At 42.6% G+C, this 26,443-nt stretch carries 22 protein-coding genes; 16 read left to right on the top strand and 6 right to left on the bottom strand.

Translation table 11 applies throughout. From position 1 onward, the window contains the following. Nucleotides 1–159 precede the first annotated feature (159 nt). The gene (locus FNH22_RS14095) at nucleotides 160–1,062 is read right to left on the bottom strand and encodes an aldo/keto reductase (protein ID WP_255518057.1); all 903 of its coding nucleotides are present in this window, start codon (nucleotides 1,060–1,062) and stop codon (nucleotides 160–162) included. A 76-nt stretch (nucleotides 1,063–1,138) separates the two neighbouring features. On the opposite strand from FNH22_RS14095, the gene FNH22_RS14090 reads away from it, so the two are divergent. Further along, entirely contained in the window at nucleotides 1,139–2,152 is a 1,014-nt protein-coding gene (locus FNH22_RS14090) for a bestrophin family protein (protein WP_143399038.1), read from the top strand. Between the two features lie 76 nt (nucleotides 2,153–2,228). Further along, nucleotides 2,229–4,619 (top strand): GAF domain-containing protein, encoded by a 2,391-nt coding sequence (locus FNH22_RS14085; protein ID WP_143399037.1) that lies wholly within the window; start codon nucleotides 2,229–2,231, stop codon nucleotides 4,617–4,619. Between the two features lie 27 nt (nucleotides 4,620–4,646). Here the strand turns inward: FNH22_RS14085 and FNH22_RS32925 are convergent, their stop codons facing one another. After that, nucleotides 4,647–4,928, bottom strand: coding sequence for a 2TM domain-containing protein (locus tag FNH22_RS32925; RefSeq protein WP_143399036.1), 282 nt, complete (start codon nucleotides 4,926–4,928; stop codon nucleotides 4,647–4,649). Nucleotides 4,929–5,028: 100 nt separating this feature from the next. Between FNH22_RS32925 and FNH22_RS14075 the strand changes: the two genes are divergently transcribed. From FNH22_RS14075 to FNH22_RS14055, 5 genes are all read left to right on the top strand, one after another. Next, nucleotides 5,029–5,541 carry a hypothetical protein gene (locus FNH22_RS14075; protein ID WP_143399035.1) on the top strand — a complete coding sequence of 171 codons (513 nt, stop codon included), beginning with the start codon at nucleotides 5,029–5,031 and terminating at the stop codon, nucleotides 5,539–5,541. Nucleotides 5,542–5,642: 101 nt separating this feature from the next. Continuing rightward, complete coding sequence (gene modA / locus FNH22_RS14070; RefSeq protein ID WP_143399034.1) at nucleotides 5,643–6,422, top strand: molybdate ABC transporter substrate-binding protein; 780 nt, start codon at nucleotides 5,643–5,645, stop codon at nucleotides 6,420–6,422. 8 nt (nucleotides 6,423–6,430) lie between these two features. After that, the gene (locus FNH22_RS14065; protein WP_143399033.1) at nucleotides 6,431–6,829 is read left to right on the top strand and encodes a molybdopterin-binding protein; all 399 of its coding nucleotides are present in this window, start codon (nucleotides 6,431–6,433) and stop codon (nucleotides 6,827–6,829) included. Further along, entirely contained in the window at nucleotides 6,826–7,500 is a 675-nt protein-coding gene (gene modB / locus FNH22_RS14060; protein ID WP_143399032.1) for a molybdate ABC transporter permease subunit, read from the top strand. The genes FNH22_RS14065 and modB overlap by 4 nt, the downstream gene beginning before the upstream one ends. Then, nucleotides 7,497–8,372, top strand: coding sequence for an ATP-binding cassette domain-containing protein (locus tag FNH22_RS14055; protein ID WP_143399031.1), 876 nt, complete (start codon nucleotides 7,497–7,499; stop codon nucleotides 8,370–8,372). Before modB ends, FNH22_RS14055 begins: the two co-directional genes overlap by 4 nt. Nucleotides 8,373–8,405: 33 nt before the next feature. Here the strand turns inward: FNH22_RS14055 and FNH22_RS14050 are convergent, their stop codons facing one another. From FNH22_RS14050 to FNH22_RS14035, 4 genes are all read right to left on the bottom strand, one after another. Then, nucleotides 8,406–8,753, bottom strand: a complete 348-nt coding sequence (locus FNH22_RS14050) for a TfoX/Sxy family protein (RefSeq protein WP_143399030.1) — start codon at nucleotides 8,751–8,753, stop codon at nucleotides 8,406–8,408. Beyond that, on the bottom strand, nucleotides 8,754–9,425 hold the full coding sequence (locus tag FNH22_RS14045) for a DUF2461 domain-containing protein (protein ID WP_143399029.1): 672 nt from the start codon (nucleotides 9,423–9,425) through the stop codon (nucleotides 8,754–8,756). Between the two features lie 64 nt (nucleotides 9,426–9,489). Further along, complete coding sequence (locus FNH22_RS14040) at nucleotides 9,490–9,858, bottom strand: VOC family protein (RefSeq protein WP_143399028.1); 369 nt, start codon at nucleotides 9,856–9,858, stop codon at nucleotides 9,490–9,492. A 24-nt stretch (nucleotides 9,859–9,882) separates the two neighbouring features. Beyond that, the gene (locus FNH22_RS14035) at nucleotides 9,883–10,251 is read right to left on the bottom strand and encodes a VOC family protein (protein WP_143399027.1); all 369 of its coding nucleotides are present in this window, start codon (nucleotides 10,249–10,251) and stop codon (nucleotides 9,883–9,885) included. 225 nt (nucleotides 10,252–10,476) lie between these two features. On the opposite strand from FNH22_RS14035, the gene FNH22_RS14030 reads away from it, so the two are divergent. The 9 genes from FNH22_RS14030 (at nucleotide 10,477) to FNH22_RS13990 (ending at nucleotide 26,391) form a co-directional block, all read left to right on the top strand. Then, complete coding sequence (locus FNH22_RS14030; RefSeq protein ID WP_143399026.1) at nucleotides 10,477–11,925, top strand: hypothetical protein; 1,449 nt, start codon at nucleotides 10,477–10,479, stop codon at nucleotides 11,923–11,925. Nucleotides 11,926–12,079: 154 nt separating this feature from the next. Further along, the gene (locus tag FNH22_RS14025; protein WP_143399025.1) at nucleotides 12,080–13,930 is read left to right on the top strand and encodes a 7TM diverse intracellular signaling domain-containing protein; all 1,851 of its coding nucleotides are present in this window, start codon (nucleotides 12,080–12,082) and stop codon (nucleotides 13,928–13,930) included. 266 nt (nucleotides 13,931–14,196) lie between these two features. Beyond that, the gene (locus FNH22_RS14020) at nucleotides 14,197–17,211 is read left to right on the top strand and encodes a TonB-dependent receptor (RefSeq protein ID WP_143399024.1); all 3,015 of its coding nucleotides are present in this window, start codon (nucleotides 14,197–14,199) and stop codon (nucleotides 17,209–17,211) included. Nucleotides 17,212–17,222: 11 nt separating this feature from the next. After that, nucleotides 17,223–18,713, top strand: coding sequence for a RagB/SusD family nutrient uptake outer membrane protein (locus tag FNH22_RS14015; RefSeq protein ID WP_143399023.1), 1,491 nt, complete (start codon nucleotides 17,223–17,225; stop codon nucleotides 18,711–18,713). Nucleotides 18,714–18,737: 24 nt separating this feature from the next. Further along, nucleotides 18,738–19,859 (top strand): LamG-like jellyroll fold domain-containing protein, encoded by a 1,122-nt coding sequence (locus FNH22_RS14010; RefSeq protein ID WP_255518056.1) that lies wholly within the window; start codon nucleotides 18,738–18,740, stop codon nucleotides 19,857–19,859. A gap of 88 nt (nucleotides 19,860–19,947) precedes the next feature. Next, nucleotides 19,948–21,951, top strand: a complete 2,004-nt coding sequence (locus tag FNH22_RS14005; protein WP_255518055.1) for a glucoamylase family protein — start codon at nucleotides 19,948–19,950, stop codon at nucleotides 21,949–21,951. 21 nt (nucleotides 21,952–21,972) lie between these two features. Then, nucleotides 21,973–23,340 carry a glucoamylase family protein gene (locus FNH22_RS14000; protein ID WP_221420274.1) on the top strand — a complete coding sequence of 456 codons (1,368 nt, stop codon included), beginning with the start codon at nucleotides 21,973–21,975 and terminating at the stop codon, nucleotides 23,338–23,340. Further along, the gene (locus tag FNH22_RS13995) at nucleotides 23,333–24,118 is read left to right on the top strand and encodes a prolyl oligopeptidase family serine peptidase (protein WP_143399022.1); all 786 of its coding nucleotides are present in this window, start codon (nucleotides 23,333–23,335) and stop codon (nucleotides 24,116–24,118) included. Before FNH22_RS14000 ends, FNH22_RS13995 begins: the two co-directional genes overlap by 8 nt. 125 nt (nucleotides 24,119–24,243) lie before the next feature. After that, nucleotides 24,244–26,391: a glycoside hydrolase family 3 N-terminal domain-containing protein gene (locus FNH22_RS13990; protein ID WP_255518054.1), complete on the top strand. Its 2,148-nt coding sequence runs from the start codon at nucleotides 24,244–24,246 to the stop codon at nucleotides 26,389–26,391. Nucleotides 26,392–26,443 lie beyond the last annotated feature (52 nt).

Below are 26,443 nucleotides of genomic sequence, written 5' to 3'. Positions count from 1 at the left end.
AGATTTGAAGTAGTACACACAACACTAAGTTAACCCTTAGTCATCAAAAAGGCCGACAGCTTCTCGCTATCGGCCTTTACTTTCTTTACCATAAAAAGAAGGTGACTTTTGAGACACCCTCTTTCACTATATTCTTTCTTTATCATCCCTGGTAGGGTGCTACAACAGTCGATGTTGTTCATACTTGTTCGGCTTGATAATCCATTTTAACATTTCGTATTCCTCGAAGGTCAACGGCTTGCTGTCAAACGTGCCTACTGCATCTATAAGCTGTTCTTCAGTACGTATACCAACAACAGCTGAAGTCACCCCTCCATGGGCCAGCGTAAAAAGCAGCGCGGTCTGAGCCATAGATCGCTCCTTACTTACTTCGTTAACCATTTCCTGTAGCCTTTTTACTTCTTCCGGAGAATAGTTCAGATAAGCCCTTGAAGGCTTATTGACCAATAACCCCTTAGCTAATCCACCTCTCACAACTACACCTACCGATCGCTGCTTCAGCCAGTCCAGGCATTCCTCTTCTGGCCTGCGATCTAAAAGACTGTACTGCATCATGTTACTGGTTAACTTACTATGATCCAACCATCTTCTGATGACATTAGGCCGGATAGAAGATATTCCATAATACCGAATTTTCCCCTGTTGCTTCAAAAGTTCAAACGCTTCTAATGTCTCATCAAAAGGATCATCCAATGTACCACCATGAAGCTGATAAAGGTCAATGTAATCTGTTTGGAGTCTTTTCAAACTAAGGTCAGCAGCTTTGAGGATGTACTTCTTTGAGGCATTCCATTCCCATTCACCACGATCTTTCTTCCATACATTACCCACCTTTGTGGCTAGGTGCACTTCTTTTCTTATTGTTTTGAGAGCTCTGCCTAGTTCTTCTTCATTTTCGCCGTGATGATACAGGTCTGCCGTATCAAAATAATTAATGCCGTGATCAAAGGCTTTTCTCAGCAACATTTCATTTGCCTTATGCCCTTTGACAAGAGACATACCACCAAAACCAATACGACTGATCCGTAAAGTGGAGTTACCCAGTTGTTTGTATTCCATCATAAATAAGGCTGTATTCAACGGTAAAATTCGTTATGAAAATAGACTTTAGTACGTTAGTACCTGCTATTTTTAAAATATGTATGTAAGAAGAAATATTAAGTGGAACGTTGTATTTCGTTTCGCATGGAAAAACCTGATCGTTTTTACTGTTTGGTCTATTGTAGTGGTGGTGGCTTACAAGTATGCAGAGTCGTTGGCAATTACCATCGGCATACCTTTTTTACCAGTGGGTACGATAGGTACGGCCGTTGCGTTTTATATTGGTTTTAAAAATAGCCAGTCGTATGACCGGTTTTGGGAAGGCAGGAAGATCTGGGGTGGTATTGTAAATTATAGCCGTACCTGGGCCAACCAGGTGCTTACCTATGTAGCTGATCATACTACAAAAGGAGCGACAGACGCTGAAGGTATAAAAGCTATTCGGCAACAATTGATTTACCGGCATATATCATGGATCAATGCTTTGCGTATCCAGTTACGCAGAACGACGATCTTTGATCGAAATAATCTTACCCATGTGCCGGACTTCAAACTGGTTAACGATCGTGACTGCATCAAGCACATTTCCACTTTTTTGGAGGAAAAAGAATACCTGGATGTTATTAACAAAGTCAATGCTGCCACTCAATTGAATCGGCGTCAGGGTGAAGCGCTTAAGGAAATACATCGAGATGGACTGGTCAATGATTTTCAACAGATCGAGATGATGCGTACACTGGAAGAGTTTTACAACCTTCAAGGAAAATGCGAACGTATTAAAAACACTCCTTTTCCGCGTCAATACGCTTTTTTCAGCACCGTGTTTGTGTGGATATTCGTCATCTTGTTACCACTCGGTTTGGTGGAAGAATTTCACAAAATAGCCAACGGAACGATGATCTGGCTAACAGTACCGGCTTCAATACTCATCTCATGGATATTTACTACTATGGAGGCCGTAGGTGATAATAGTGAAGATCCTTTTGAAAACTATGTCAATGATGTCCCTATGACCGCTATTAGCCGTACTATAGAAATCGATTTAAGAGAAATGTTAGGAGAGAAGGAACTGCCTCCAAAAGTGGAACCGGTGGAAGATGTGCTTTTGTGATTTTGGTTACCAAAAGTAAACCTATTGTGTTAGGATACCGTTTCTTATTATTACTGTAACTCTCACTCTCACTGATATGGATCATAAATTTACTGCTGATGCACATAACGAATTTCCTTTCGAGACTGTGCTCAATCTTTCTAGCCTGCTAACGTATTGGGAGGAAAACCTTAAAGGTAAATCCGTATTTAGCGGATACCCGGCTGATCATATTCTTGAAATGATCAATAATGCACCTGAACTAAGACAGCCGGTACGTGATTTGGCTCTTCTGGATAAACATCAGGAACTGTTAGGACTATTGATGAGCGTTATTTTTCCCCCTGCGCTACTCGAGACAGAACTGTCCGGCGCGCTTATTCCGTTTGACATACAAGGTTTTTACAGTACTCCGGGTTACCAGGAGATCTTACCATTTAATGAGATACGAGAAGACCTTACGATAAATATACCGGGTAATGATATGAAAGCAGGCAAAATAATGCATGCCTGTCTTATTATTCTCAACAAGTTCTATGGTACTCATATTGATCTTGACGTACCGATTGTCATCACCGTACCTCATAAAGACACTGGTCTTAAAAAGATCTACAAAGTGGACATGAATACTCAGTTTACCGATGTGGTAGCTAAAGGTGAGTTGGATCCTATTGATGGAGCAACAGTGCAACACCTATTGGAGAACCTTTATGATACGGAACTATGGTTAAAGCATTTGCGTCCTGAAAATTTTGAATTCCAAGGGTTTACTATTTTCAAACTAGTGGATGTTACCACGGAAGAAATGCTTTCCGATATCAAATACTACCTGTTACGAAAAGATGCTATTACCTGTGAGCACAATTTTTTGGCTATTCAGCAGCGTCTTCGGTCTATTTTCAGCTTACCGGAAATGGAGTTGGGTATTGCCTATTATGATAGTAATAACAACATCATTACCAATTATGGCGCCAGTGAGTGGAAAAGCCTGATCATGCCGGAAGACAACTGTGGATTGACCTGTGATTACTTTGAAGGTTCCATTTACGAAAAAGTACGTAAAACGAAGCGACCGGTAATCATAGAAAACCTGGAAAGCATTAAGGAAAAAACCCATATCGAAAAACAAATACTGAAAAAGGGATTTAAAAACGTGGCCATTGCGCCTTTAATGACCGGAGATAATGTAGTAGGGATATTGGAGCTTGTAACACCTTATCCCGGTAAATTGAACCCCGTGAATGCAGGCAGGTTAGAAAACATTTTACCCATGTTCACCTCAGCAGTGGAGCGTGTGTTAGGGGAAATGCAAACAGAGGTAAGGGCCCTGATCCAGAAAGAGTGTACTGCCATTCATCCAACGGTAGAATGGAAGTTTTTGGAAGCGGGCTATGACATACTTAATGCCAGGAGATTAGGTACCAGAGCCACGTTGGATGACATTACTTTCAAAGAAGTATATCCGCTGTTCGGTATGGCAGACATACGGAATTCCTCCGTAGAACGAAGTAAAGCAATACAACAAGATCTTATGCGGAACCTCAGAGAGGCTAAAAGAGTGATCTCTACTATCCTGGAATATAAAAAAATGCCTATTCTCGATGAGATCAACTACCGTGTAGATACGGAGATAGACAAAATATCGTCCGGTTTGAATTCAGGAGATGAATCCGAAGTACTCAACTTTCTGAAAAACGAAATACAACCTACTTTTAATCACTTCAAAAACGAAGATGATATGCTTAAGCTGGTGATCGATGAATATGAGGGCGAGCTTGATCCATTGCTGGGTGTGGTCTATGATAAAAGGAGGAATTTTGAGACAAGCCTTATGACCATCAATGAATGTATATCTACTCATTTAGATAATGTAGAGCAACAGGCACAAGAGATCTTTCCGCACTATTTTGAAAAGTATAAGACAGATGGTGTCGAGTATAACATGTATCTCGGACAATCTTTGGTTAAGGGCAAGACCTTTGATCATATCTATTTGCGTAATTTCAGGCTTTGGCAGCTCTTTATTATGTGTGAAATAGCCATAAAGGTGGAAAAGTTAAAAAATGACCTACCTAAAAAACTGGATATAGCACAGTTAATACTGGTGCACGGTGAGCCATTGGCTATTCGCTTTAGAAAAGATGAGAAGCATTTTGATGTAGATGGGGCGTATAATATCCGTTATGAGATTGTAAAGAAACGTATAGATAAGGCTTATATTAAAAATCGCAAAGAACGGCTTACGCAGCCGGGGAAAATTGCCATTGTTTACACGGGGCAACGTGAAGCAACGGAATATGACAAGTACATTAAATACCTGCAATCTATCGGTTATTTAAGTGAAGAGGTGGAGCATGTAGAGTTAGAAGAGCTACAAGGGGCACAAGGCCTGAAGGCCATACGAGTAAGCGTTAACTTAGGGGCCATCCAGAAAGAGTTTGGCAATGAAATGCTCAAGAACGTTATGGAAGTGGTGACCGTGAACTAAATAGATTTTATTGCGAAGGGAGTTAAACTATATCCCTGAAAGCTTAAGGACCAAGCTCCATAGTAACTTGGTTCTTTTGTTTTTACGGTTAAATGGATCAACTCCATTCAACCGCATTCCGTGATAGATTAAAGCAACTGCCCAAAACACTACGAAACTGAGTACCCACCATCGGCTGTTAGTACTACGATTGAAAAAAGCACTTACTAACAGCGCATTAAATAACATGAAAACGAGCACATGAATGATAAAGTAATTCAATTGCTTAAGGAGAACTTTTGTTTTTTTATATAAATCGTCGTTGATCATGCCTTTCTAAATATAGGCATAAACTTTGATGGGAGTTAAAAAGTTTCAGTGTATTCATTAATTTCATGCCAGAATGAATCATAAAAAAACCTGTATCCACATGGTCAAAATAATTGTTTTTGCTTTGGTTTCGAGCGTGGCGGTACCTTCGATTGCACAAGGCGTTGAGGAATTGGACAGACGTAATGGCTTTAAGGACATCAAAATGACGAGCGCTATTTCTTCTTATGAAGGGCTAGAGTTTAAAAAAGAAGTATCGCACGACATATTCATAGGGGCAAAAATGTACGTGCCAAAAAAAGAACACTATGAACGGATCGGAAACCTTAAGATCCACGACCTGCAGGTTATGACCTATAAGGACTCCATTTATGAGATAAGAGTTGTTACAGAAAAAGATCCTAACCTATACAAAGGATTTAAAAAAGCCTTTGGTGAGCCTTCTTATTCTTACGGGTCGAAAAACTACTATTGGACTACAGATAATTTAACGCTCTCTTATGGATCTCACTCGAAAAGTAAGATTGAAATGATCTATTTTTCGCATCTTATGGTAAAACGGGTAAAGGAGGAAAAAAAACAAGTAGTTGAAGATATTGTCAACGATTTTTGAAATGATGATTCAATGTGTCCGTTTGCTTGAAAAAGTATTGTAGACAACACTTTAAACATATAATATTTTTCTATTAGGTTTATTAGCAAAGTACAAAGCCAATGAGAAAAAAGCTGATGTGGAGATTGCTGCTTTTGGTGATGCTATCTGGTTGTGGCACCCGGGAAACTCAAAAACTTACATTGGCCAGCGCAGCTAATATGCGGTTTGTGATGAGCGAACTGGTTCAGGTCTTTTCAGCTTCCACCGGAATAGATTGTGCCCTGGTAACAGGTTCATCAGGGAAATTAATGGCACAGATAAAAGCGGGCGCTCCTTATGATGTATTTATGTCAGCAGATATGAAATATCCAACGGAATTATTCGATTTGGGTCTTACGACGACACAACCCAGTGTATATGCCTACGGCAAATTGGTGTTATGGAGTATGACCGATGGCTTTGAGCCTGATATTAATGCTCTTACACAAGGTCATATCAGACACATAGCGATAGCCAATGCTGAAATTGCTCCATATGGACGAGCTGCTGTAACTGTGTTGAAAAACAGTAATATCTACGGACTAGTTGAGGAAAAGCTAATATATGGCGAAAGTATCTCCCAAACTAATCAATTCATTGTGTCAGGAGCTGCTGAAATTGGTTTCACGGCGATGTCTGTAGTTTTATCCGAAAAGATGAAAGGCAAAGGCAAATGGATTCCGATCAATGAACGATTGTATGACAAAATTGAACAAGGCGTGGTATTGATCAATAATGAAAGCGCCTTCAGCGAGGAGGCACGCCAATTTTATGACTTTCTTCTTTCTGATCAAGGTCAGAAGGTACTTAACAGATATGGTTACAGTACTATGGGTGATCAGCTATCCACATTTCAATGACATTATAGATGAATACACTGAGCGGAGAAATAGACCATGTCACGGTAAGTGATCATCTTTCACTTGTTAAAGTTAAAGTGGGGTCGTCCTATTTATCAGCAGTAGTTATTGATACACCTAATACAGCTGACTATCTCCATGTGAACAACCAGGTGAAAGTAGTTTTTAAAGAGACTGAAGTGATCGTGGGAAAAGGGGATGGGCATCGCGTAAGTGTTTTGAACCAGGTAAAAGGTACCGTCGGATCCATTGAATATGGTGAATTGTTGAGTAAGCTATTACTCGAAACGGAAGTAGGCCTAATAACAGTTATTAATAACACAGAAGCCGTTAAAAGCCTCAACCTGGAAAAAGGATCACCTATCACAGGATTGATTAAAACCAGTGACATAATGTTGTCCGTATGATAGAGTGGAGTCCCCTTATATTAACGTTTAAGTTAGCGTGCATTACTACGCTGATCTTACTTATCATAGCTATACCTTTAGCCCATTGGTTGGCCTTTTCAAGAGTCCGTTTAAAGCCACTGATAACTACCCTGGTGAGTATGCCGCTTGTATTACCTCCTACGGTACTAGGGTTTTATTTACTTATTGCTTTCAATCCTTCGGGGACCTTTGGTGGATGGTTGGATAACTATCTTGGAATACGATTGGCTTTTTCATTTGAAGGGTTGGTAGTAGCTTCTGTTATCTATAGCTTACCTTTTATGGTCCATCCCATTCAGGCGGGTTTTGTTAATTTGCCTAATTCTTTTAAAGAAGCTGCCTACGTATTGGGTAAATCCAGGGTCACCACGCTTTTTCGGGTATTATTGCCTAACATGAAATCTTCTTTACTTACAGGTATAGTGCTCGCCTTTGCACATACTATCGGTGAGTTTGGGGTGGTATTGATGATAGGCGGTAATATTCCGGGGAAAACCAAAGTGGCCTCTGTAGCGGTTTATGATGCCGTGGAAGCACTGGAATATGGTAGTGCTAATACCTACAGCCTGATATTATTTAGTATCACCTTCACTATTTTGTTGATTGTATACCTGATTAACGGGAAAGATATAACGGGTTTGACACGATGATAGAGCTTTCCTTACAAAAAAAATTACTTTTTGACACAGTAGAAGCAGCATTAGAACTTGTATTGGACATTGATCATGGAAGTATTACCACACTTTATGGCAAATCAGGGGCGGGGAAAACCTCCCTCCTTAAAATGATAGCAGGGCTGATGACTCCGGAGAAGGGGAACATCACCATAAATGGGAAAATATGGTATGACAGCACAAAAGGGATAAACTTACCACCGCAGAAGCGTGAGGTAGGGTTTGTTTTTCAAGATTATGCATTATTCCCAAACATGACAGTCAAAGAGAACCTGCTATTTGCACAAGATAAAACCGGGGATAGCAAACGAATAAGACAGCTTATTGATATTATAGAGCTTGGTGATCTACAGCATCGAAGGCCAGGTTTATTGTCCGGGGGGCAGCAACAGCGCGTGGCGTTGGCGCGTGCTTTGGTGCGTAAGCCGCAAGTGCTTATGTTAGACGAACCTCTTTCAGCGCTTGATTATGATATGAGGCAGAAACTACAGCAATACATTATTCAGGTACATCGTGAATACGATCTCACCACATTGCTCATAAGTCATGATATCTCAGAGATTTTAAAGATGTCGGATAAAATGTTGATCATCGATAATGGCAAGCAAATAGCTTATGGTGATTCTAAGGAGATATTTACCCGTAAAAACATAAGCGCCAAATTTCAGTTTTCAGGTGAAGTGATGTCTATTGAAAAGCAAGACTTTCTGTACATAGTTACTATTCTAATAGGGAGAGACCTTGTGAAAGTGGCTGTAGAAGGAAGTGATTTGGAGAACATTTCCGTAGGAGATCAGGTATTAGTGGCCTCCAAAGCTTTTAACCCCATCATTCGTAAGATCCGGTAATGACTGATTTACCGTAAGGTTGAAAGGACTGTTTTACTTCGCTTTCTTTTTACTTGATTTTGCTTTTGGATTGAATTCCAGGCAAAGGTCCACCCAGTATTCCAGGTCACTATCCATATCTATCCCTTCCGGTTTAATAAAGAGAAAGCCCTTCATAGCCCGTCCTGTAAAGTCCATTTCTTTGCTGCCCCGGGTGTCCAGTACCTCATCGTAAACGTCCGGATCGATCCTTGCCATTAATTGATTTTTTATCACGCCTACACACATTTTATCATTCACCATAATACAAAGTCCGCCCATCATTTTCTTTTCTTCGAACACTACGTTTTTCTGTCGTATTAAGGTCCTGACCCGATCAGCTAAAAATTCGTCAAATGCCATTTAATTTTGATTTAAAGCCTCAGTTAGAAAATCTTTCACGGGTTTGGCAGTATACCAGTATTCCATAACCAATTCCGGCAGATCGTCATGGGTAATTTTACCGGAAGCAATTTTTCCTACATAGTAAAACGACTTCTGCATAATTACAGGATACTTCGCAGAGACTTCCGCCAGTTCCTTAGGGATCCGTTTACTTACTTCTCCTTTGATCGTTCCGAACCTATCGACAAATGCCTTATCCTGGATCAGGTCCATAAATTTTTCAGGATCAGCCGCTATGGCTGCACGGACTTTGGCCACCTGTTTGGCATCTATGCCGTGTGCACCGCCAAAAACATGTACCCCTTCCGTATCCAGGCGCAAAAATATTCCAGGCACACTTTTATCCTTACGCCCTGCTGATGAGATCACAGCGCCTATGTGGGTATTATAAGGCGTTTTATCAGGAGAAAAACGGATGTCACGGTTTATACGGGTAACAGCATCTTTAGCCTGAAGGGTAACCTCAGGTTCTTCAGCATTGATACGTCCTATCATTTCGTCTATAAAACGATACAAAGGCTTCTTGACGGATTGTTCGTACCGTTTTCGGTTTTCATCAAACCAATCTTTTGTATTGTGTTGTTTTAGCTCTTTAAAAAAGGCCGTAAAGTCTTTAGTGAAATAACTCATAAAAGGGCATGTTTTAAAAATGCCGCCCAGAGTGAGATCTTGGGCGGCTGTATGATTTGATGTATCAAGAAGGGCTATGGAAAGCTATTTTATTTCCTTCCGTATCTAAAAAGATTGCCATATATCCTATTTCGTCAGAGATTTTGGTTTTGGGCTGTAATACTTTACCCCCCGCATTTTCCACCCTGGAAAGAGAATCACTTAAGTCGGTACCACCGTTGAGATAGAGTAATGCACCTCCTTCTGAAGGATTGTAGCCGTCACCCTGCACCACAGCACCACCTACGCCATCCTGACCATTATGGAGAAAGCCCATTTGCGTGCCCATAATTTCTTGTCCGTGGATCTCCTGGTTTAGCACCTTTCCATAAAATGAGCAGGCTCTTTTGAAGTTGTTTGCTGGTATTTCGAACCAGTTAATTGCATTTGCCATGTTGTAATAGAGTTGAGTTGAAAATTATTTAATAGAATGTAATGCTACCCTATTGCCCTCAGTGTCTTGGAAATGAGCAATAAAGCCATAGTCTCCTATGCTGGTTTTGGGTACGAGAGTTTCACCCCCGCTGGCCCCTATCTTGCCTAAAGTACCTTCTATATCTTGTACAGAAAAATAGACCAGCGTACCGTCATGTGAAGGCTTGTAGCCTTCGGATTTCATCAAGGTTCCAGTGGCGCCGGACTGGTCAGGCCCACCGGGAAACCAGCCCATCTTACTTGGACCCATTTCAGTAAGACTGATCTCTATATCCAGTATTGTTTCATAGAAGGATTTGGCCCTTTCCAGGTCGGCCACAGGTAATTCAAACCAATTAATTGCATTTGCCATAGTCGTGTTGTTTAATAGTGATGTAAAATTTTGAGTCTGACTGACTTATTCAGCTATTCAATTTACGCGCGTTGTTGAACAATAGACGGTGTAAGATAGAATAAGGTTAAACAAAATGCTTATCAAAAAATTCAAAAACTTATAATCCTATAAAGAGTATTAATATATTTGAGGGCATGATAAATAACTAGAATAGGACTTTTTAGGCGAATAAATTAAAATCCTATGGCAAAAAAGGGAGCAATGGAAAGTATGATTGGGTCCCTTACCAAGGCCGAGAAGCGATATTTCCGCTTGTTCAGTGAACTTCAGCAGGGGGATAAAAAGTACCTTGAACTTTTTAATATCCTGGAAGCCAGGATGAACGGCTCTGATAAGGACCTACGGCAACTTAATTGTGCTGACATCAGTGTGACAAAAAATTACTTGGGGAAATTGATCCTTAAGAGTCTCAAGGGATACAATGAAGGAAAAACAAAGAGGTCTGAGCTTCTTCACCTATTGCTTGAAATTGAAATTCTTTTTCACAAAGAGCTTTACGATCCATGTTTAGATAGAATAAAAAAAGCTGAGAAAATAGCACTGAAGTATGAAAATTATACCATGCTCTTAGAGCTGTTCGGCTGGAAAAAAAGACTGTTAAGTGCCCTACATGCTACATCTGCGCATGCGAAAATAAAAGAGGTGATGAGCAGAGAACAGCAGACTTTGGAAAAGCTCAATAACCTGGACCAGTATAATAGGCTACTTTACGAAGTTATGGACCAGGATTTTTCCGATCGAAAATCGATGTTAGACTATTTTGACCATCCTCTGCTGCAAGATAATAGTTGCGCTAAAAGCTTTGGTGCACTTACTATCTATTATCACCTCATCTATATGTTACATATAGTGACCTCAAACCCTGTAAACGGTCAGAAAGCATTAGATGCTTTGATTGAAACAATGGAATCAGTCCCATTTCGAATAGAAGAAGACCCATCAGCTTACGTCACGGCATTGAATAATTCGATGGGCATGATGCTTTACAACAAAGAAGCCGGGGCAGCGGTGGAGGTCCTGAAAAAGATCAGAACGATACCGGAGCGGTATCACTTGAAACAAAAGCAATACACCTTAAAAATATTTATCAAAACCTATAACGTTGAACTTGAACTTTACCGGGACCTGAAAGACTGGGATAAGGCAAGAGCACTAATGTCAGAAATACAACGCTTTCTGGACATTCATATTATCCCTACCAATTATCTCCTGTCTTTTTATTATCAATTTGCTTACATTCATTTTCAGTGTAAAGAATACTCATTATCCTTAACTGGGATCAATCGTATCATAAATGACAATTTTGGAACAGATCGCATGGATCTGCAGACGTATGCAAGATTTTTATTTTTAATGATCCATTTTGAGCTGGGGAATATCACATTATTAAAATATGCAGTGGAAAATACCCGAAGATTTTTAAGAAAGAGAAGGAGTAAGTTATTCGCCTTTGAGTCTGTATTACTTAAATTTTTCTCTCAGCTGAGTACATCTCTGCCGTATGAATATAAAGAGAGGTTTGAAAAATTGTCTTCTGCACTCTTTCAGGGTCATTCGGAGAAGCAACGGTCCAATATACTTGACTACCTGGATTTTGAATCCTGGATCAATGCAAAGTTGCTAAAGGGGTAGTAGCGGTTTGCTTTGCTAAGGTATCTACCAATATTATCGGGTATTGACCTTGACAAAATGCTGACCATAACATTTTCCTGGTTCTGATTTTTGCGTGCTACAGATCGTAATTATCTGTAAATTAGAGGGATGTAAAGCCGAAAGTGTTAAAATTATGATCGGTATCAATACATTATCATATATTCTTTTATTCTCACTATTTTCATACCCGGAAAGAGAAAAAATTTACGTTGACGACTCTGTTGATGAGGTTTTGTTGCCCATCAACTCATTGCCTATCCTGGTAGACAGTGTAGGAAATATGGACTTTGAAGACATCCTTCAGAAGAAGGGTGAATTTACCATTTATACACAGTTCATACCTAAAGACTACTGTGTTTCCTGTACATATTGGATTAAAGTACCTCTGTTGATCAGTGAAAACAGCGAAAAGCAGTGGATCATAGAGTTTTACGATCAAACTATTGATGAGATCACGGCCTATTTTCCAAAAGATAATGGTGAATACACCCGCGATGAGGTAGGAGACCACTTCCCGTTCGATAAAAAAGCATTATCACACAAAAATTTTGAATGGCTGATCAATCCGGTGATGAAAGACAGGCAAGATATTTATTTTAAGGTTCGTTCCCACTCCTATGCCGATATACGGATTGCCCTCAGGACGGTCAACCGTTTCATTCACTATTCACTGAATGAGTACTTCTTATATGGATTGTTCTATGGGATGATCTTCATTATTACGTTATACAATCTCCTCATTTTCTTCGCGATTAAAGAGGAAAAATACTTATTCTATACCTTCTATATTTTGAGTGTTGGCATATATGCGATGTGTGTAGATGGTATAGCGTTCCAATACCTTTGGCCTAACTCTCCCCAATGGAACCAGTTTGCTTATGGGACCGCTCTTTTTTCCTTGATCTTCTGGTCTATATTGTTTTCCCGGCGCTTTCTGAGTACTGCCGTAAGGTCACCGAAACTAGATAAACTGCTGAAACTGGCGCTTATTTTGAGGACAGTGGTTTTCTTATACGCACTGTTGTTTGACCATAAGTTTTTTGAATATAGGAATATTGAGATAATACCTCTGACACTTATTTTTTATACCAGTATATACATTTGGTTAAGAGGATATAAGCCGGCCCGGTTTTTCGTTTTAGCATATGGCATTTTGTTCTTAGGCTTTTTAATAAAGGCACTTTTGTATCTGTCTGTTATTCCTTTTGTTATACTGTCCTATTATAGTCTTCACGTGTGTTTCCTGCTGGAAATGCTGTTTCTGACCTTTGCCCTTAGTGACAGGGTGAGGATATTAAAGTCTAATCGCGACAGGGCATTAAAAAGGACCATCATTCAGCACCAGGAAAATGCGATGCTCAAGGATAAAGTAAACAAGGAATTAGAAGGAAAAATAAAAGAACGTACCGGGCAATTGGAAGAAAAAAATCTTCTTCTGGCTGAAACCAACCAGAAGCTCTTCGAACAGACAAGAGAGATCAATAAGATCAACTCTATGTTAGACCTGGATAACTGGAAGTTAAAAAATAACATTAAAGAGGTACTTCGTGACCGGCTGATCAACAAGAATCTGACATTGGATCAGTTCAGGAATATATTTCCTGACCAACTGACCTGCTACCGATTTTTGGACAGGCTTAAATGGGCTAATGGATACCATTGTACCAAGTGCAATAACACGAAATTCTCAGAAGGACATACCAAATTTGCACGTAGATGCTCAAAGTGTGGTTATGATGAATCAATTACCAGTAATACCATTTTCCATCGTATCAAATTCCCCATTGAAAAAGCGTTTTACATTTTATATGTAACCAATAATCAACCCAATGATTTTACATTGGATGAACTTTCTGAAATGCTACAACTAAGAAGAAATACAGTCTGGAATTTTAAAAAGAAAATAGAAGAGATCTATCTAAACGGCGATGGAGATACCTCCCCAATATCCATACAAAACCTGTTCTCAGCACATGTTAATTGAGTGAGATCGGGTAATTCAGCTGTCCCATTACACATGTTGCCAATAAAGCGATATGTGCAAACGTTTTCGGACTTTTAAAGTACTGGAAAGAGCTTTTTTGTTGTGATTAAAGCGTCATAATACCCTCTGAAAAACGGGCCATTCAGGCGTTGTTTTAATAGAAATACCCCTTCAATACTTGTTGCCCCCTAAATACTGGATTAGCATTACCTGCACGCTCCTTGTGAGCGGGCAGATCAAGTCAAACATCTAAACACTAAAATGGTATGAAAGAAATTTTACAATCGTTCTTTACCGTATTTGTGCCATTGTACTTCTTAATTTTTGGCCAGGTACAGGCACAAAGTATAGTAACGGGTCGCGTGGTATCCGAAGGTGACGGGGATCCTTTGCCTGGAGTGAATATTCTTGTGAAAGACTCCAATAAAGGTACCGCATCAGACATTGACGGTAGGTATTCCCTTGAAGTAGATGCCGATGATATTCTTGTCTTTTCCTACATTGGGTTTACTGCCCAGGAGGTAAGGGTAAATGGGAGGTCGGTCATTGATGTCGCGCTGGTACTGGACGTAAGCCAGCTCCAGGAAATTGTGGTGGTGGGTTATGGCACACAGCGTAAGCGTGATGTGACTGGTTCCATCAGTTCTATTGATGGTACCGATATTGCCGAACAGCCTGTACCTAATGCATTAAATGCTCTTCAGGGCAAAGCGTCAGGTGTGCTGGTCACTAACAGTGGCGAGGCCGGAGCTGCGCCTACTATACGTATACGGGGTGTGGGCTCAATTAATGGAGTGGCACCTCTATTTATTGTTGACGGCATATTCACCGATAATATAGATTTTGTTAACCCGGCGGATATAGAATCAGTAGAAGTATTAAAAGATGCTTCTTCCCTTGCCGTATTTGGAGTGCAAGGGGCGAATGGCGCTATCATTATCACCACCAAAAAGGCAGAGAAAGGTCAGACTACTGTCAATGTGAACTCTTATGCCGGTTTTCAACGCGTCAATGAAAGAATTGGACTCACCAACGCGGCTGAATTTCAAACTTTGTATAATGAGCAATTGGCAAACCTTGGAGGGCCGGCTTTTGATTTTAGTCAATACGGTAATTCGGATACGGACTGGCAGGATGAAATACTTCGTACAGGATTTATCTCGAATAATAGCATCAGTTTTCGTTCAGGGACGGAAAACAACCAGGCCAGTTTTAGTCTCAGCTATTTGAAGCAGGATGGTGTCCAGAAGTACGACGAGTATACCCGGTATACGGCTCGACTAAGAGATGAATTGACCATAAATGATCATCTGAAGGTGGGAGCTGATATCAACGGCTACCGTTGGGAGCGAAATCCTACACGCATCGGTATTACTAATGCACTGTGGGCTGCTCCAGTGGTAGAACCAACAGATGAAGAGGGCAATTGGAACCCGACACCTACTATTCAAAGAGCACAGGTGGCTAACCCAGTGGCCTTAACAGAAATTTTCGATCGCCGCACCATCAGCGAAGGCTTTCGGTTTGTGGCTTCAGGTTGGGTAGAAGTAAAATTTTTGAAAAACTTCACCTGGAAGTCCACCGCCTATGGGGATTGGGGCTTTAATGAGGAAAGGGCCTTTCAGCCCATATTTGAAATAGGTACGGGCGATGAACGCGCGCAGTTCAACGATGTCACAAGTGTAAGGCAGGAAATGGTAAGATTCACCACTTACCAAACGGACCATATCCTTACATTCAATAAAACTTTTGGAGACCATGATCTAACGGCAGTAGGAGGTATTATTTCCAGGTATGCTTCTAAAGGACTGACAATTGAAGCCACAAGGCAGACTACGAGTCCTATCAACATTCCCGACGATGAAGACTTTTGGTATTTATCCATTGGTGATGATAACACTTCGCAACGGATCCTTACCCCCAATGAAAACTTGCCGTCTGAAGAATCGTTCCTTTCTTTCCTGGCGCGTCTGAACTATAGCTATCAAAACAAATACCTGTTAAACCTTACGTATCGTCGGGATGGTACCAGCAAATTTTCACCGAATGAACGTTGGGGTAACTTCGGTTCAGTAGGCGTAGGCTGGGTCATTTCAGAAGAGGGTTTCATGAAAGACATTCCCTTAGTTGATTTTCTGAAGATCAAAGGATCATGGGGGGCATTAGGAAATGATAAAGTAGGTAATTATCGCTTCTTTCCCGTTTTGAGTAATGCAGAATCTGCCGTATTTGGTGAAAACGTGTTCACATCCGTAGCTCCAAGCTATTTGGCCAACCCCAATTTGAAATGGGAAACGGTCAAGGGAATTGATGTAGGATTTGAAATATTGCTTTTAGACGAAAGGTTATCGGCAGACTTTGCCTATTATAATCGTGAATCACAAGACTTACTGGTACTAGTTGATCTTCCAAGTGGAAGTCCGGCGCCTAACCTATTAACGAACCTGGGAAGTATTGTGAACAAAGGCATAGAGCTAAGTGCCAACTGGGAAGAGAACCTGACACCTGATGTAAGATACAGAATAGGAGGTAATTTCACCACAGTAGATAATGAAGTTACATCCATTGGAGATGATATAACATTTCAGATTGTTCGTCAAAACTCCGTGACCGAAGTAGGCCAGACGGTAGGGTCTTTCTTTGGATTGGTGCAGGAAGGTATTTTCCAGACAGCAGAAGAGATCGCAGCGTCTCCACAGGCCGGCATGGCTGAGCCGGGAGATATACGGTTCAAAGATGTAGACGGAGACGGTGTATTCAACGCAGAAAAAGACCGCACATTCATCGGTTCGCCAATTCCTGAAGTTATCTATGCGTTGTCCTTTGGCATATCATACAAAAATTTTGATCTGGATATTGAAATGCAAGGGGTAGCGGGTAATGATATTTATAGAGAAAGGTCCCGGTCACGCTTTGCCATACTTAACTATGAAGAAGAGCGCCTGGGCCGATGGGTAGGGCCTGGTACTTCCAATACTGAACCGATCATGGATGATACGAGGAACAACAACTTCCTACATTCCACTTACTTCATGGACCCAGGGGATTACTTCAGGATCAGGAACATATCCTTAGGATATAATTTGAGTTCTGCCATACTCAGTAAACTCAATATGACCAGCGCCAAAGTTTATATCAATGCCCAAAACCCATTGACGTTTCACAAAGCCAGGAACTACTCCCCGGAAGTCAGTGGAGGTACGCCCATACGGTCAGGCATAGATGATGGAGTTTATCCGGTGCCGGCTACCTATACACTTGGTGTTAATCTTAACTTTTAAACAGCGAAGTCATGAAGAAATTTTTAAAACATAAATTTATTCTCTTATTGACGCTGGGTACGTTGGTCACTTCCTGTGAAGACTATCTGGAAAGAGAGCCGTTGGGCAGGTTTACGGAAGATACTTATCCTGAAGGAGGAGGCTTATCTAACTTTGTATTTGGTATGTATTCGGATCTGAGGGCCTTTAATCTGCATACCTTTGCCTTCGTCGGCATTACCAGTATTCGGTCTGATGATGCTGATAAGGGCAGTACACCGGCAGATGGCGCTGCACAAAAAGAGATGGATGATTTTACCCTGTTACCTACCAATGGACTGGTATCAGGCTTTTATCGTGCACATTATGAAACTATTGCCCAGGCGAATCTTGTGCTGCAACTGGCAGAAGAATTAAGAGATGAATTAGACGAGCAAGAATATAATACATCACGGGCCGAAGCGCACTTTATCAGAGGCTATCTGTATTTCAACCTCGTCAGGTCTTTTGGTGGAGTTCCTAAGATCGTTAATGTGATCGATGTGGATGATGATTTTGTAACCCCGCGGTCTTCAGAGGCAGAGATTTACCAGTTGATAGAAGAAGACCTGCTTGAGGCTATAGCGAACTTGCCGGTAAGCTGGGATGAGTTTTTTATGGGCAGGGTAACAAAGTCAGCGGCAGAAGGTATGCTGGCCAAGGTGTATTTGTACCAAAAAAGATGGGGAGAGGCGCTGCCTTTGGCACAAAGTGTTATCGCGTCAGGGTTACACGACCTTAACACTTCTTACGATCAAATTTTTACTGAAGACGGTGAGAATAACAGCGGCTCTATTTTTGAAGTGCAGGCATTACGTAATGCAGATTTTCAAACCAATGATTTTGGTAGTCAATATGGCCAGGTACAAGGTGTAAGGGGCTCCGGAGAGTGGAACTTAGGTTGGGGATTTAATTCGCCATCTCAAAACCTTGTAGATGCCTATGAAGATGGAGACCCCAGGCGAGATGCTACCATTTTATTTGCCGGGGAAACCACGCCATATGGAGAAACGGTACCCGATGACCTGCCTAATCCGAGGTATAACCAAAAAGTATATACTGATCCTGCTTTTAGACTGGCCGCCAATGCACAGGCCGGGGTTTGGGTGAACATCAGGCTGCTTCGGTATGCCGATGTGGTACTTATGGCTGCGGAAGCGGCCAATGAGCTTGGGCAGACCGGAGAGGCCCTGGAGAAATTAGAATGGATCCGAGCGAGAGCCAGGGGAACGGCAGACATTTTACCGGAAGTGACTACCACTGATAAGGACGAGTTAAGGCTTGCCATACAGCACGAACGCAGGATAGAGCTGGCCATGGAACATGAGCGCTTTTTTGATCTTGTACGATGGGGCATAGCACGCGAGGTATTACATGCTGCCGGAAAAACAAATTATACGGTAGGGAAACATGAATTATTACCCATCCCTCAAGGTGAGATTGATTTGTCGGGCAATGTATTGATGCAAAACCCAGGCTATTAATTAGAGGATAAAAAGACTTAAAAAATGAATGTACTAAAAAAAATATCATTTGTACTGCTTGCTATGAGTGTTATGGTAAGCTGCGATAAAGAAGATGTGCAAGTTAATACGGGACCCTTGTTGGTCTCGGAGATTATATATGAAGGAGTTGATTTTGGATCGGGCACTGTTTTTACTGCCACACTTGCGAATGATGCAAGAGATGTGCCGGTAGAAGTTTTCTTTACGGTTACCTTTTCCAAGACGGTAGATGCAGCAAGTATCACTTCAGAAAGTATAAAGCTTTTTGATGGAGACGATGAGATCCCAACTACCATTAATTTGGTTGACAATGTAGTGACCATTACCCCTTCCAGTATGCTGGAAAACAATAGCTCTTATAATTTGGTATTGTCTGAAGACATCCAGGCAACTGACGGAGGGAAAATAGCAGAGGCTGGTAACTTCAGTGGAGTAAACAGGTTGCTGAATACCGTTGGACCACCTCCCTATGTGCCGGACGGGCAGGTAGCTTACTGGTCGTTTAACTTTGACTACAAAGAGCAAATAAGTGGCACATTGGCTACTGAGGTAGGGACTCCGGGGTTTGCAAATGCCAGTGCAGCGGGACCTAATGCATTGGCCAGTACTACTGATTCTTACTTGACTTTTCCTACCACTGAACTCACAAACAGCGAATTTACCGCCACTTTTTGGTATAAAGTAAATGCTTCTCCGGACCGCGCAGGTATCCTGGTCATGGGCCCGCCTGACGATACCCCGCCGATGAACAACCGTGATAATGGATTCAGGTTTTTTCGTGAAAATGCGAATGGAGAGCAACGGTTTAAATTAAACGTAGGTCATGGGACCGGGGACAGCTGGTTTGACGGTGGTGAAGCTGCCGATTTGCCTGCTGATGCTGATTGGGCATTTTTGGCCTTCACTATTTCTTCCACCGAATGTGTGGTCTATATTAACGGTGAAGTGGCCAGGCAAGGAAGCTTTTCCGGCGTAGACTGGACCGGCTGTGATGTGCTGTCCATTGCTTCCGGATCACCTCGCTTTGTGGAATGGGGTCACCTGTCAGATGAAAGCTTTATTGATGAGTTAAGGATTTTTGATGTGGCATTACCACAAACTGAAATACAAAAAATGATGGAATAGATTAATTCCTGATCAAAAGATCAGGCTGATTTAAAGTTAGTTTGTGGTCCTGGTCCTTGTAGCCACCTGGGTCAGGACCACGCTAAAAATGAATTTTTTGATAACTACAGTTTATTTTTCGGAAATGGTTAGAATACTGGTTGTGGTTTTTGCTTTGTTCCATCTGGCATGTTCCGATGACGAATCACCCGAGGTATCTGTCCAAATAGAAATTGAGCAGGTTCTGGTGGGGAGTATACCTCTCAGTGCTTCAAATGAAAATACCCTGATACCAGTTGACAGGACCATTAATGTAAAATTCACACAGCAAATTGATACGAATACGGTTGCAAGCGCTGTCACACTGTTGCAAGGCGAGAAAGAAATAGATCTAACGTTTACTTTTTCATCTGATAAAAGGTCGGTAGCCATAGACCATGATGTGTTGGATTTCCTGACAAGCTACCGTTTGATCATTTCCGATCAACTCATGGGGGAAAACTCAGAAAAGTTCGCTGCCAAAACGTTTGAATTTATGACTGCTAACGGTGAAATAAAAGTGGAACGTATTCTATTAAATGGGGAAAGTTTTAATACGTCACTTATCGCTCAAAATATACCGACGATGGCAAGTTTTCAAATCGATTTTTCGGAAGAATTAGATCTATCCACTGATTTTTCGGAAGTAATTACCCTAAAAAGACCCACATTTTCAGAAGTACTGGACTTTGATTTATTGGAGAATCGTAGATCTTTAATTGTTAGCACAGGATCGGAGATGGACTATTTAACTAAATATAAGTTTGATATTTCCTCCACTTTAACCAATGCCAGGGACTACTCATTTTCCGGCTTTTCTTTTGACTTCTACACTCAGCTGGATTCTACCTTCAAATTTCCCGAAGTCACCGACGAAGAATTGCTCACGTTGGTCCAGCAGCAGACCTTCAAATACTTCTGGGATTTTGCCCACCCCAACAGCGGCCTGATACGTGAGCGCAATACCTCAGGAAACCTGGTGACCATAGGAGGTTCCGGGTTTGGCGTGATGGCTGTTTTAGTAGGTATCGAAAGAGGTTTTATCACTCGTGAGCAAGGCATAGACCGGCTGGAGACCATCGTCAATTTTTTGAGCTCCGCCAATCGGTTTCATGGAGCCTGGCCGCATTGGATGGATGGCGTTACTGGTGAAACCATCCCTTTTAGTAACAATGATGATGGCGCAGACCTGGTGGAAACGGCCTTCATGGTCCAGGGATTGCTCACGGTAAGGCAATACCTGGACAAGACAAATGTGAGAGAAGTAAACATAATTACTGCTATCAACCGGTTATGGGAAGAAGTGGAATGGGACTGGTTTACCCAGGGAGGACAGGAGCTGCTTTACTGGCATTGGTCGCCCAATGCAGGGTGGCAGAAAAACCTTCCCATCAGGGGTTGGAATGAATCGTTGATCGTTTATGTGCTGGCGGCGGCCTCACCCACCCATGCGGTTAGCGCTGAGGTGTATCATAACGGATGGGCACGTAGCGGAGGTATGGCCAATGGAGGGACTTTTTACACTACAGACCTGCCACTGGGTCCTGACCTTGGAGGGCCTTTATTCTTCAGTCACTATTCATTCCTGGGGTTAGATCCCAGAAAGCTAAAAGATCAGTACGCTGATTACTGGCAACAGAATGTTAATCATACCTTGATCAACAGGGCTTATGTAGTGGATAACCCATTAAATTATGTAGGATACAGCTCCTCCTGTTGGGGGCTTACAGCCAGTGATAACCATTTGGGATATTCTGCCCACGCTCCTGATAATGACCTGGGCGTGATCACACCTACCGCGGCGCTCTCCGCGATGCCCTATACCCCGGAAGAATCGATGACTGCTCTCAAACATTTTTATTATCTCCTGGGAGACCGTTTGTGGGGTGAATACGGCTTCTACGATGCTTTTAACCTTACCGAAAACTGGACTGCGAGCTCTTACCTGGCCATAGACCAGGGTCCGATCATTCTAATGATAGAAAATCATCGTACGGCATTGCTGTGGGACCTTTTTATGAGCAATGAAGAAATAACAGCCGGATTAGAAAAATTAAAATTTGAAATTTTTTAACTAAAAACCCAACCTGTAAATATGATACATAAGATCAGAACATCTCTCACCTCCAGCGTCAGCCTATTACTGATAAGTATGGGGATGTATGCCTGTAATACTTCCGAAGGTACTGCAAATACTTCCCACGATCAGGGTGAGGTGATCTCCTCAGACTCTCTGCTCAACCTGGTCCAGTACCAGACCTTCCAGTATTTCTGGGAGGGTGCCGAGCCGAACAGTGGCATGGCCAGAGAAAGGATACACATGGATAATATTTACCCTAACCATGACAAAAACATAGTGACCTCCGGCGGTTCCGGGTTTGGTTTAATGGCCCTGGTGGTAGGTATTGACCGGGGGTTTGTAACCCGGGCGGAAGGACTGGAACGGTTTGAAAGGATCGTTGGCTTCCTGGAAGAAGCGGATACTTTTCATGGCGTATGGCCCCACTGGTGGGACGGTACCACAGGTAAAGTAAAACCGTTCAGTAAGAAAGACGATGGTGGTGACCTCGTGGAAAGCTCTTTCCTGGCGGCAGGTCTGTTAACGGTTCGCCAATACCTGAACGAAGAAGATGACCGGGAGACCGAACTGATAAAACGCATCAACACCCTGTGGGAGAATATGGAATTTGACTGGCACACCCGTGACGGTGAAAATGTATTGTATTGGCATTGGTCACCCAACTATGGTTGGGACATGAATTTTGACGTACGCGGGTACAATGAGTGCCTGATCATGTACGTGCTGGCAGCTGCCTCTCCTACGCATGCCGTAAGTGAGGCTGTATATCATGAAGGGTGGGCCAGAGACGGTATCATTGCCAGGGACACTACATACTATGGGCTAAGAACTATATTGAATCACTATGAGACCAATGATTCTCCCGTCGGTCCGTTGTTTTGGGCGCATTATTCTTACCTCGGATTGAATCCGACTACTCTGAAGGATAAATACGGGGACTACTGGAAACTGAATGAGAACCATGCCAGGATACACTACCGGCATTGTGTGGAAAACCCGAATGATTATGAAGGCTATGGTGAAAAATGCTGGGGCATGACCTCAAGTTATTCTATGAAAGGGTATTCATCCCACCGGCCAGATCGTGATTTGGGCGTTATTTCACCCACTGCTGCACTTTCATCATTTCCCTATACTCCTAAGGAGAGTATAGAGATGCTAAAATTCCTTTACCAGGAAGCAGATACCCTTGTAGGAAAGTACGGACCCTACGATGCTTTCAGTTTTCAACATAAATGGTATTTACCCCGGTACCTTGCTATAGACCAGGGCCCTATACCTGTGATGATCGAAAACCAGAGAACAGGGCTTATCTGGAAGCTCTTTATGTCTGCTCCGGAAGTGAAAAATGGATTGAATAAACTTGGTTTCACCTATGAATAAATACCTTTTCCTTATCGTCATCATAAGCATTTGTTTCAGCAAAGTGAAGGCACAAGATAAGTCAGAGTTCAAATCAGCCCGTCATCAGTATAAGGGAGGGGCTATTCCCTTCCGCATCTTATACCCGCTTGAATTTGATACCTCGAAAAAATACCCGCTGGTTTTCTTTCTCCATGGGGCCGGTGAACGTGGTAATGATAACAAGAAGCAATTGGTGCATGGGAGTAAACTATTCCTGGATGCTTCGAACCGCTCAAAATACCCTGCTATTGTAGTTATGCCACAGTGTGCTACCGAAGATTTTTGGGCCAACGTGGAAAAGACCAAAGTTGAAGATGGGCAGCGGTCATTTACTTTTAATCCTGGCGGCAAGCCCACCCCGGCCATGAAGGGAGCGCTGTCGCTTCTGGACTCTCTTACTTCGTCTGGTGTAGTGGATAAAAAACAAATGTATGTCGGTGGGTTGTCCATGGGCGGTATGGGTACCTTCGAAATGGTCTGTCGCCGGCCTAATACCTTTGCGGCTGCCATACCCATCTGTGGAGGCAGTAACCCTGAAAGCGTTAAAAAGTATGCAAAAAAAGTCTCTTTCTGGGTTTTTCACGGTGCGAAAGACAATGTAGTTCCTCCCATTCAATCAGAACAAATGGTAGAGGCCATCAGATCAAAAGGAGGGGACGTCAAATTTTCACTATACCCCGAAGCCAACCATAATAGTTGGGATAAAGCTTTCGGCGAGCCGGAGCTTTTACCCTGGCTTTTTTCACAAAAAAAATAACCTTTTCTATGTTATCGATCCAGCAAAAATCTTCCCGATATCCCATATATTATTTTATATTTTTCATAACAGTTAGCTTCGGTTGTACCTCAAAATCTGCTGACCTTTCTGAACCTTCTACCAAGATGAGCGCTTTTATCGACTCACTGATCGATGATATGACGGTAGAAGAAAAGGCAGGTCAACTTACCCTGTATACCAGTGGATGGGCAGTGACGGGCCCGCAACTGCGTGACGATTACCTGGAAGAATTGAAGGCCGGCCGGGCAGGCAACCTGTTCAACGCCCACACGGTGGACTATGCCATAAAACTTCAAAAAATGGCTGTGGAAGAAACCCGGTTAGGGATCCCACTCTTATTTGGCCTGGATGTTATCCATGGGTACAAAACCACTTTTCCCATACCACTGGCAGAAGCCTCTTCCTGGGACATGGACCTTATACAAAAGACGGCGCGCCTTTCTGCCAGGGAGGCCACAGCTGCGGGTGTGAACTGGACGTTCAATCCAATGGTAGACATTTCGCGCGACCCACGTTGGGGGCGTGTAGCAGAAGGCTCTGGCGAAGATGTCTACCTGGGTGGGTTGATTGCAGCTGCCAAAGTAAAGGGTTACCAGGGGGATGACCTTTCAGACCCTTCCACACTCCTGGCTTGTGTAAAACATTTCGCTGCCTACGGGGCTTCCCAGGCCGGCAGAGACTATCATACGGTAGATATGTCTGATCGTGTTTTACGCGAGACCTATCTGCCACCTTATAAAGCGGCGTTGGATGCAGGAGCCACCACCTTTATGACGTCTTTTAACGAGCTTGATGGTGTGCCGGCTTCCGGTAGCAAATACCTGATGACAGAAATATTAAGAGATGAATGGGGGTTTACAGGATTCGTGGTTACGGACTACACGGCCATTAATGAGATGGTACCGCACGGCGTAGTGGAAAATGAAAAGCAGGCGGCAGAGCTGGCGTTCAAAGCCGGGGTAGATATGGACATGCAGGGAGGACTTTACAGTCGCTATTTGCCTGAACTGATCAAAGAAGGAAAAATAAAAGAATCCATGCTGGACCAGTGTGTGAGACGTATACTTGAAATGAAATATAAACTCGGGTTATTCGAAGATCCGTACCGCTATCTCAATAAAGCACGTGAAGAACAGACACTGTTTTCAAAAGAACTTATGGACCATTCATTGCATTCGGCAAAAGAATCTATCGTGCTGTTAAAAAATGAGGAGGTCAAAGGAGCTAAACTGTTGCCACTCTCCAAGTCTGTAAAGTCTATAGCGCTTATAGGCCCATTGGCAGATAATCAAAAAGATATGCTGGGTACCTGGCATATGTCGGGAGATGCCTCTAAAGTAGTTACGTTACTGAAAGGCATAAAAGAAACAGCGCCGGAAGTGACTGTCCACTATGCTTCGGGGGCAGGGTTCGGTGACTCCGATATGACCGGTATGGATGAAGCCGTCCGTGCTGCCAGCAAAGCAGATATTGTCATTATGGCGTTGGGTGAAAACTACCAGCAAAGCGGTGAAGCGGCCAGTAGGTCAGATATCGGGCTGCCGAAATCACAGCAGTTGTTGATGGAGAAGGTCCACACGTTAGGCAAACCCATGGTAGCGGTAGTAATGGCGGGACGGCCCTTATCCATGACCTGGATGGAAGAAAATATTCCAGCCATTGTCAATGCATGGCATTTGGGTACTATGGCGGGAAAAGCTATGGCTGAAGTATTGTTTGGCGATCATGTTCCGTCGGGAAAGCTGCCTATGACATTTCCCCGGAACGTAGGGCAGATCCCGGTTTTCTACAACATGAAAAATACCGGCCGGCCCTTTGATGAATCTAATAAATACACCAGTAAATACCTGGACATACCCAATGACCCGCTTTATCCGTTTGGCTATGGCCTTAGTTATACCTCCTTTGATTACTCAAATATTGCATTGAGTACGGAGGAACTGGCCCGAACCGATACACTTTCGGTCCGGGTTAAGGTCACTAATACAGGCAGGTATGAAGGCAAAGAAATAGTACAACTCTACCTACGTGATCTCGTGGGGAGTGTGACCCGGCCTGTGAAAGAGTTAAAACGGTTCAAAAAGATCAACCTTAAACCGGGCCGGAGTGAGACGGTCCATTTTAAGCTAACCTATGAAGACCTCTGCTTTTACACGCGTGATATGTCCTTTAAGGCAGAGCCAGGAAAATTCAAAGTATTTGTAGGGCCTAATGCCATGGAAGGGTTGGAGGCAGACTTTGATTTCAACTAGGTTGAATATGCTATTCGTTCTTGTAGGTTGATCGTGCTTCGTATTGCTCTAT

This window comes from Fulvivirga sp. M361 (assembly GCF_007097395.1).
GTDB lineage: Bacteria > Bacteroidota > Bacteroidia > Cytophagales > Cyclobacteriaceae > Fulvivirga.
This window is presented reverse-complemented; position numbering and strand designations above follow the sequence as displayed.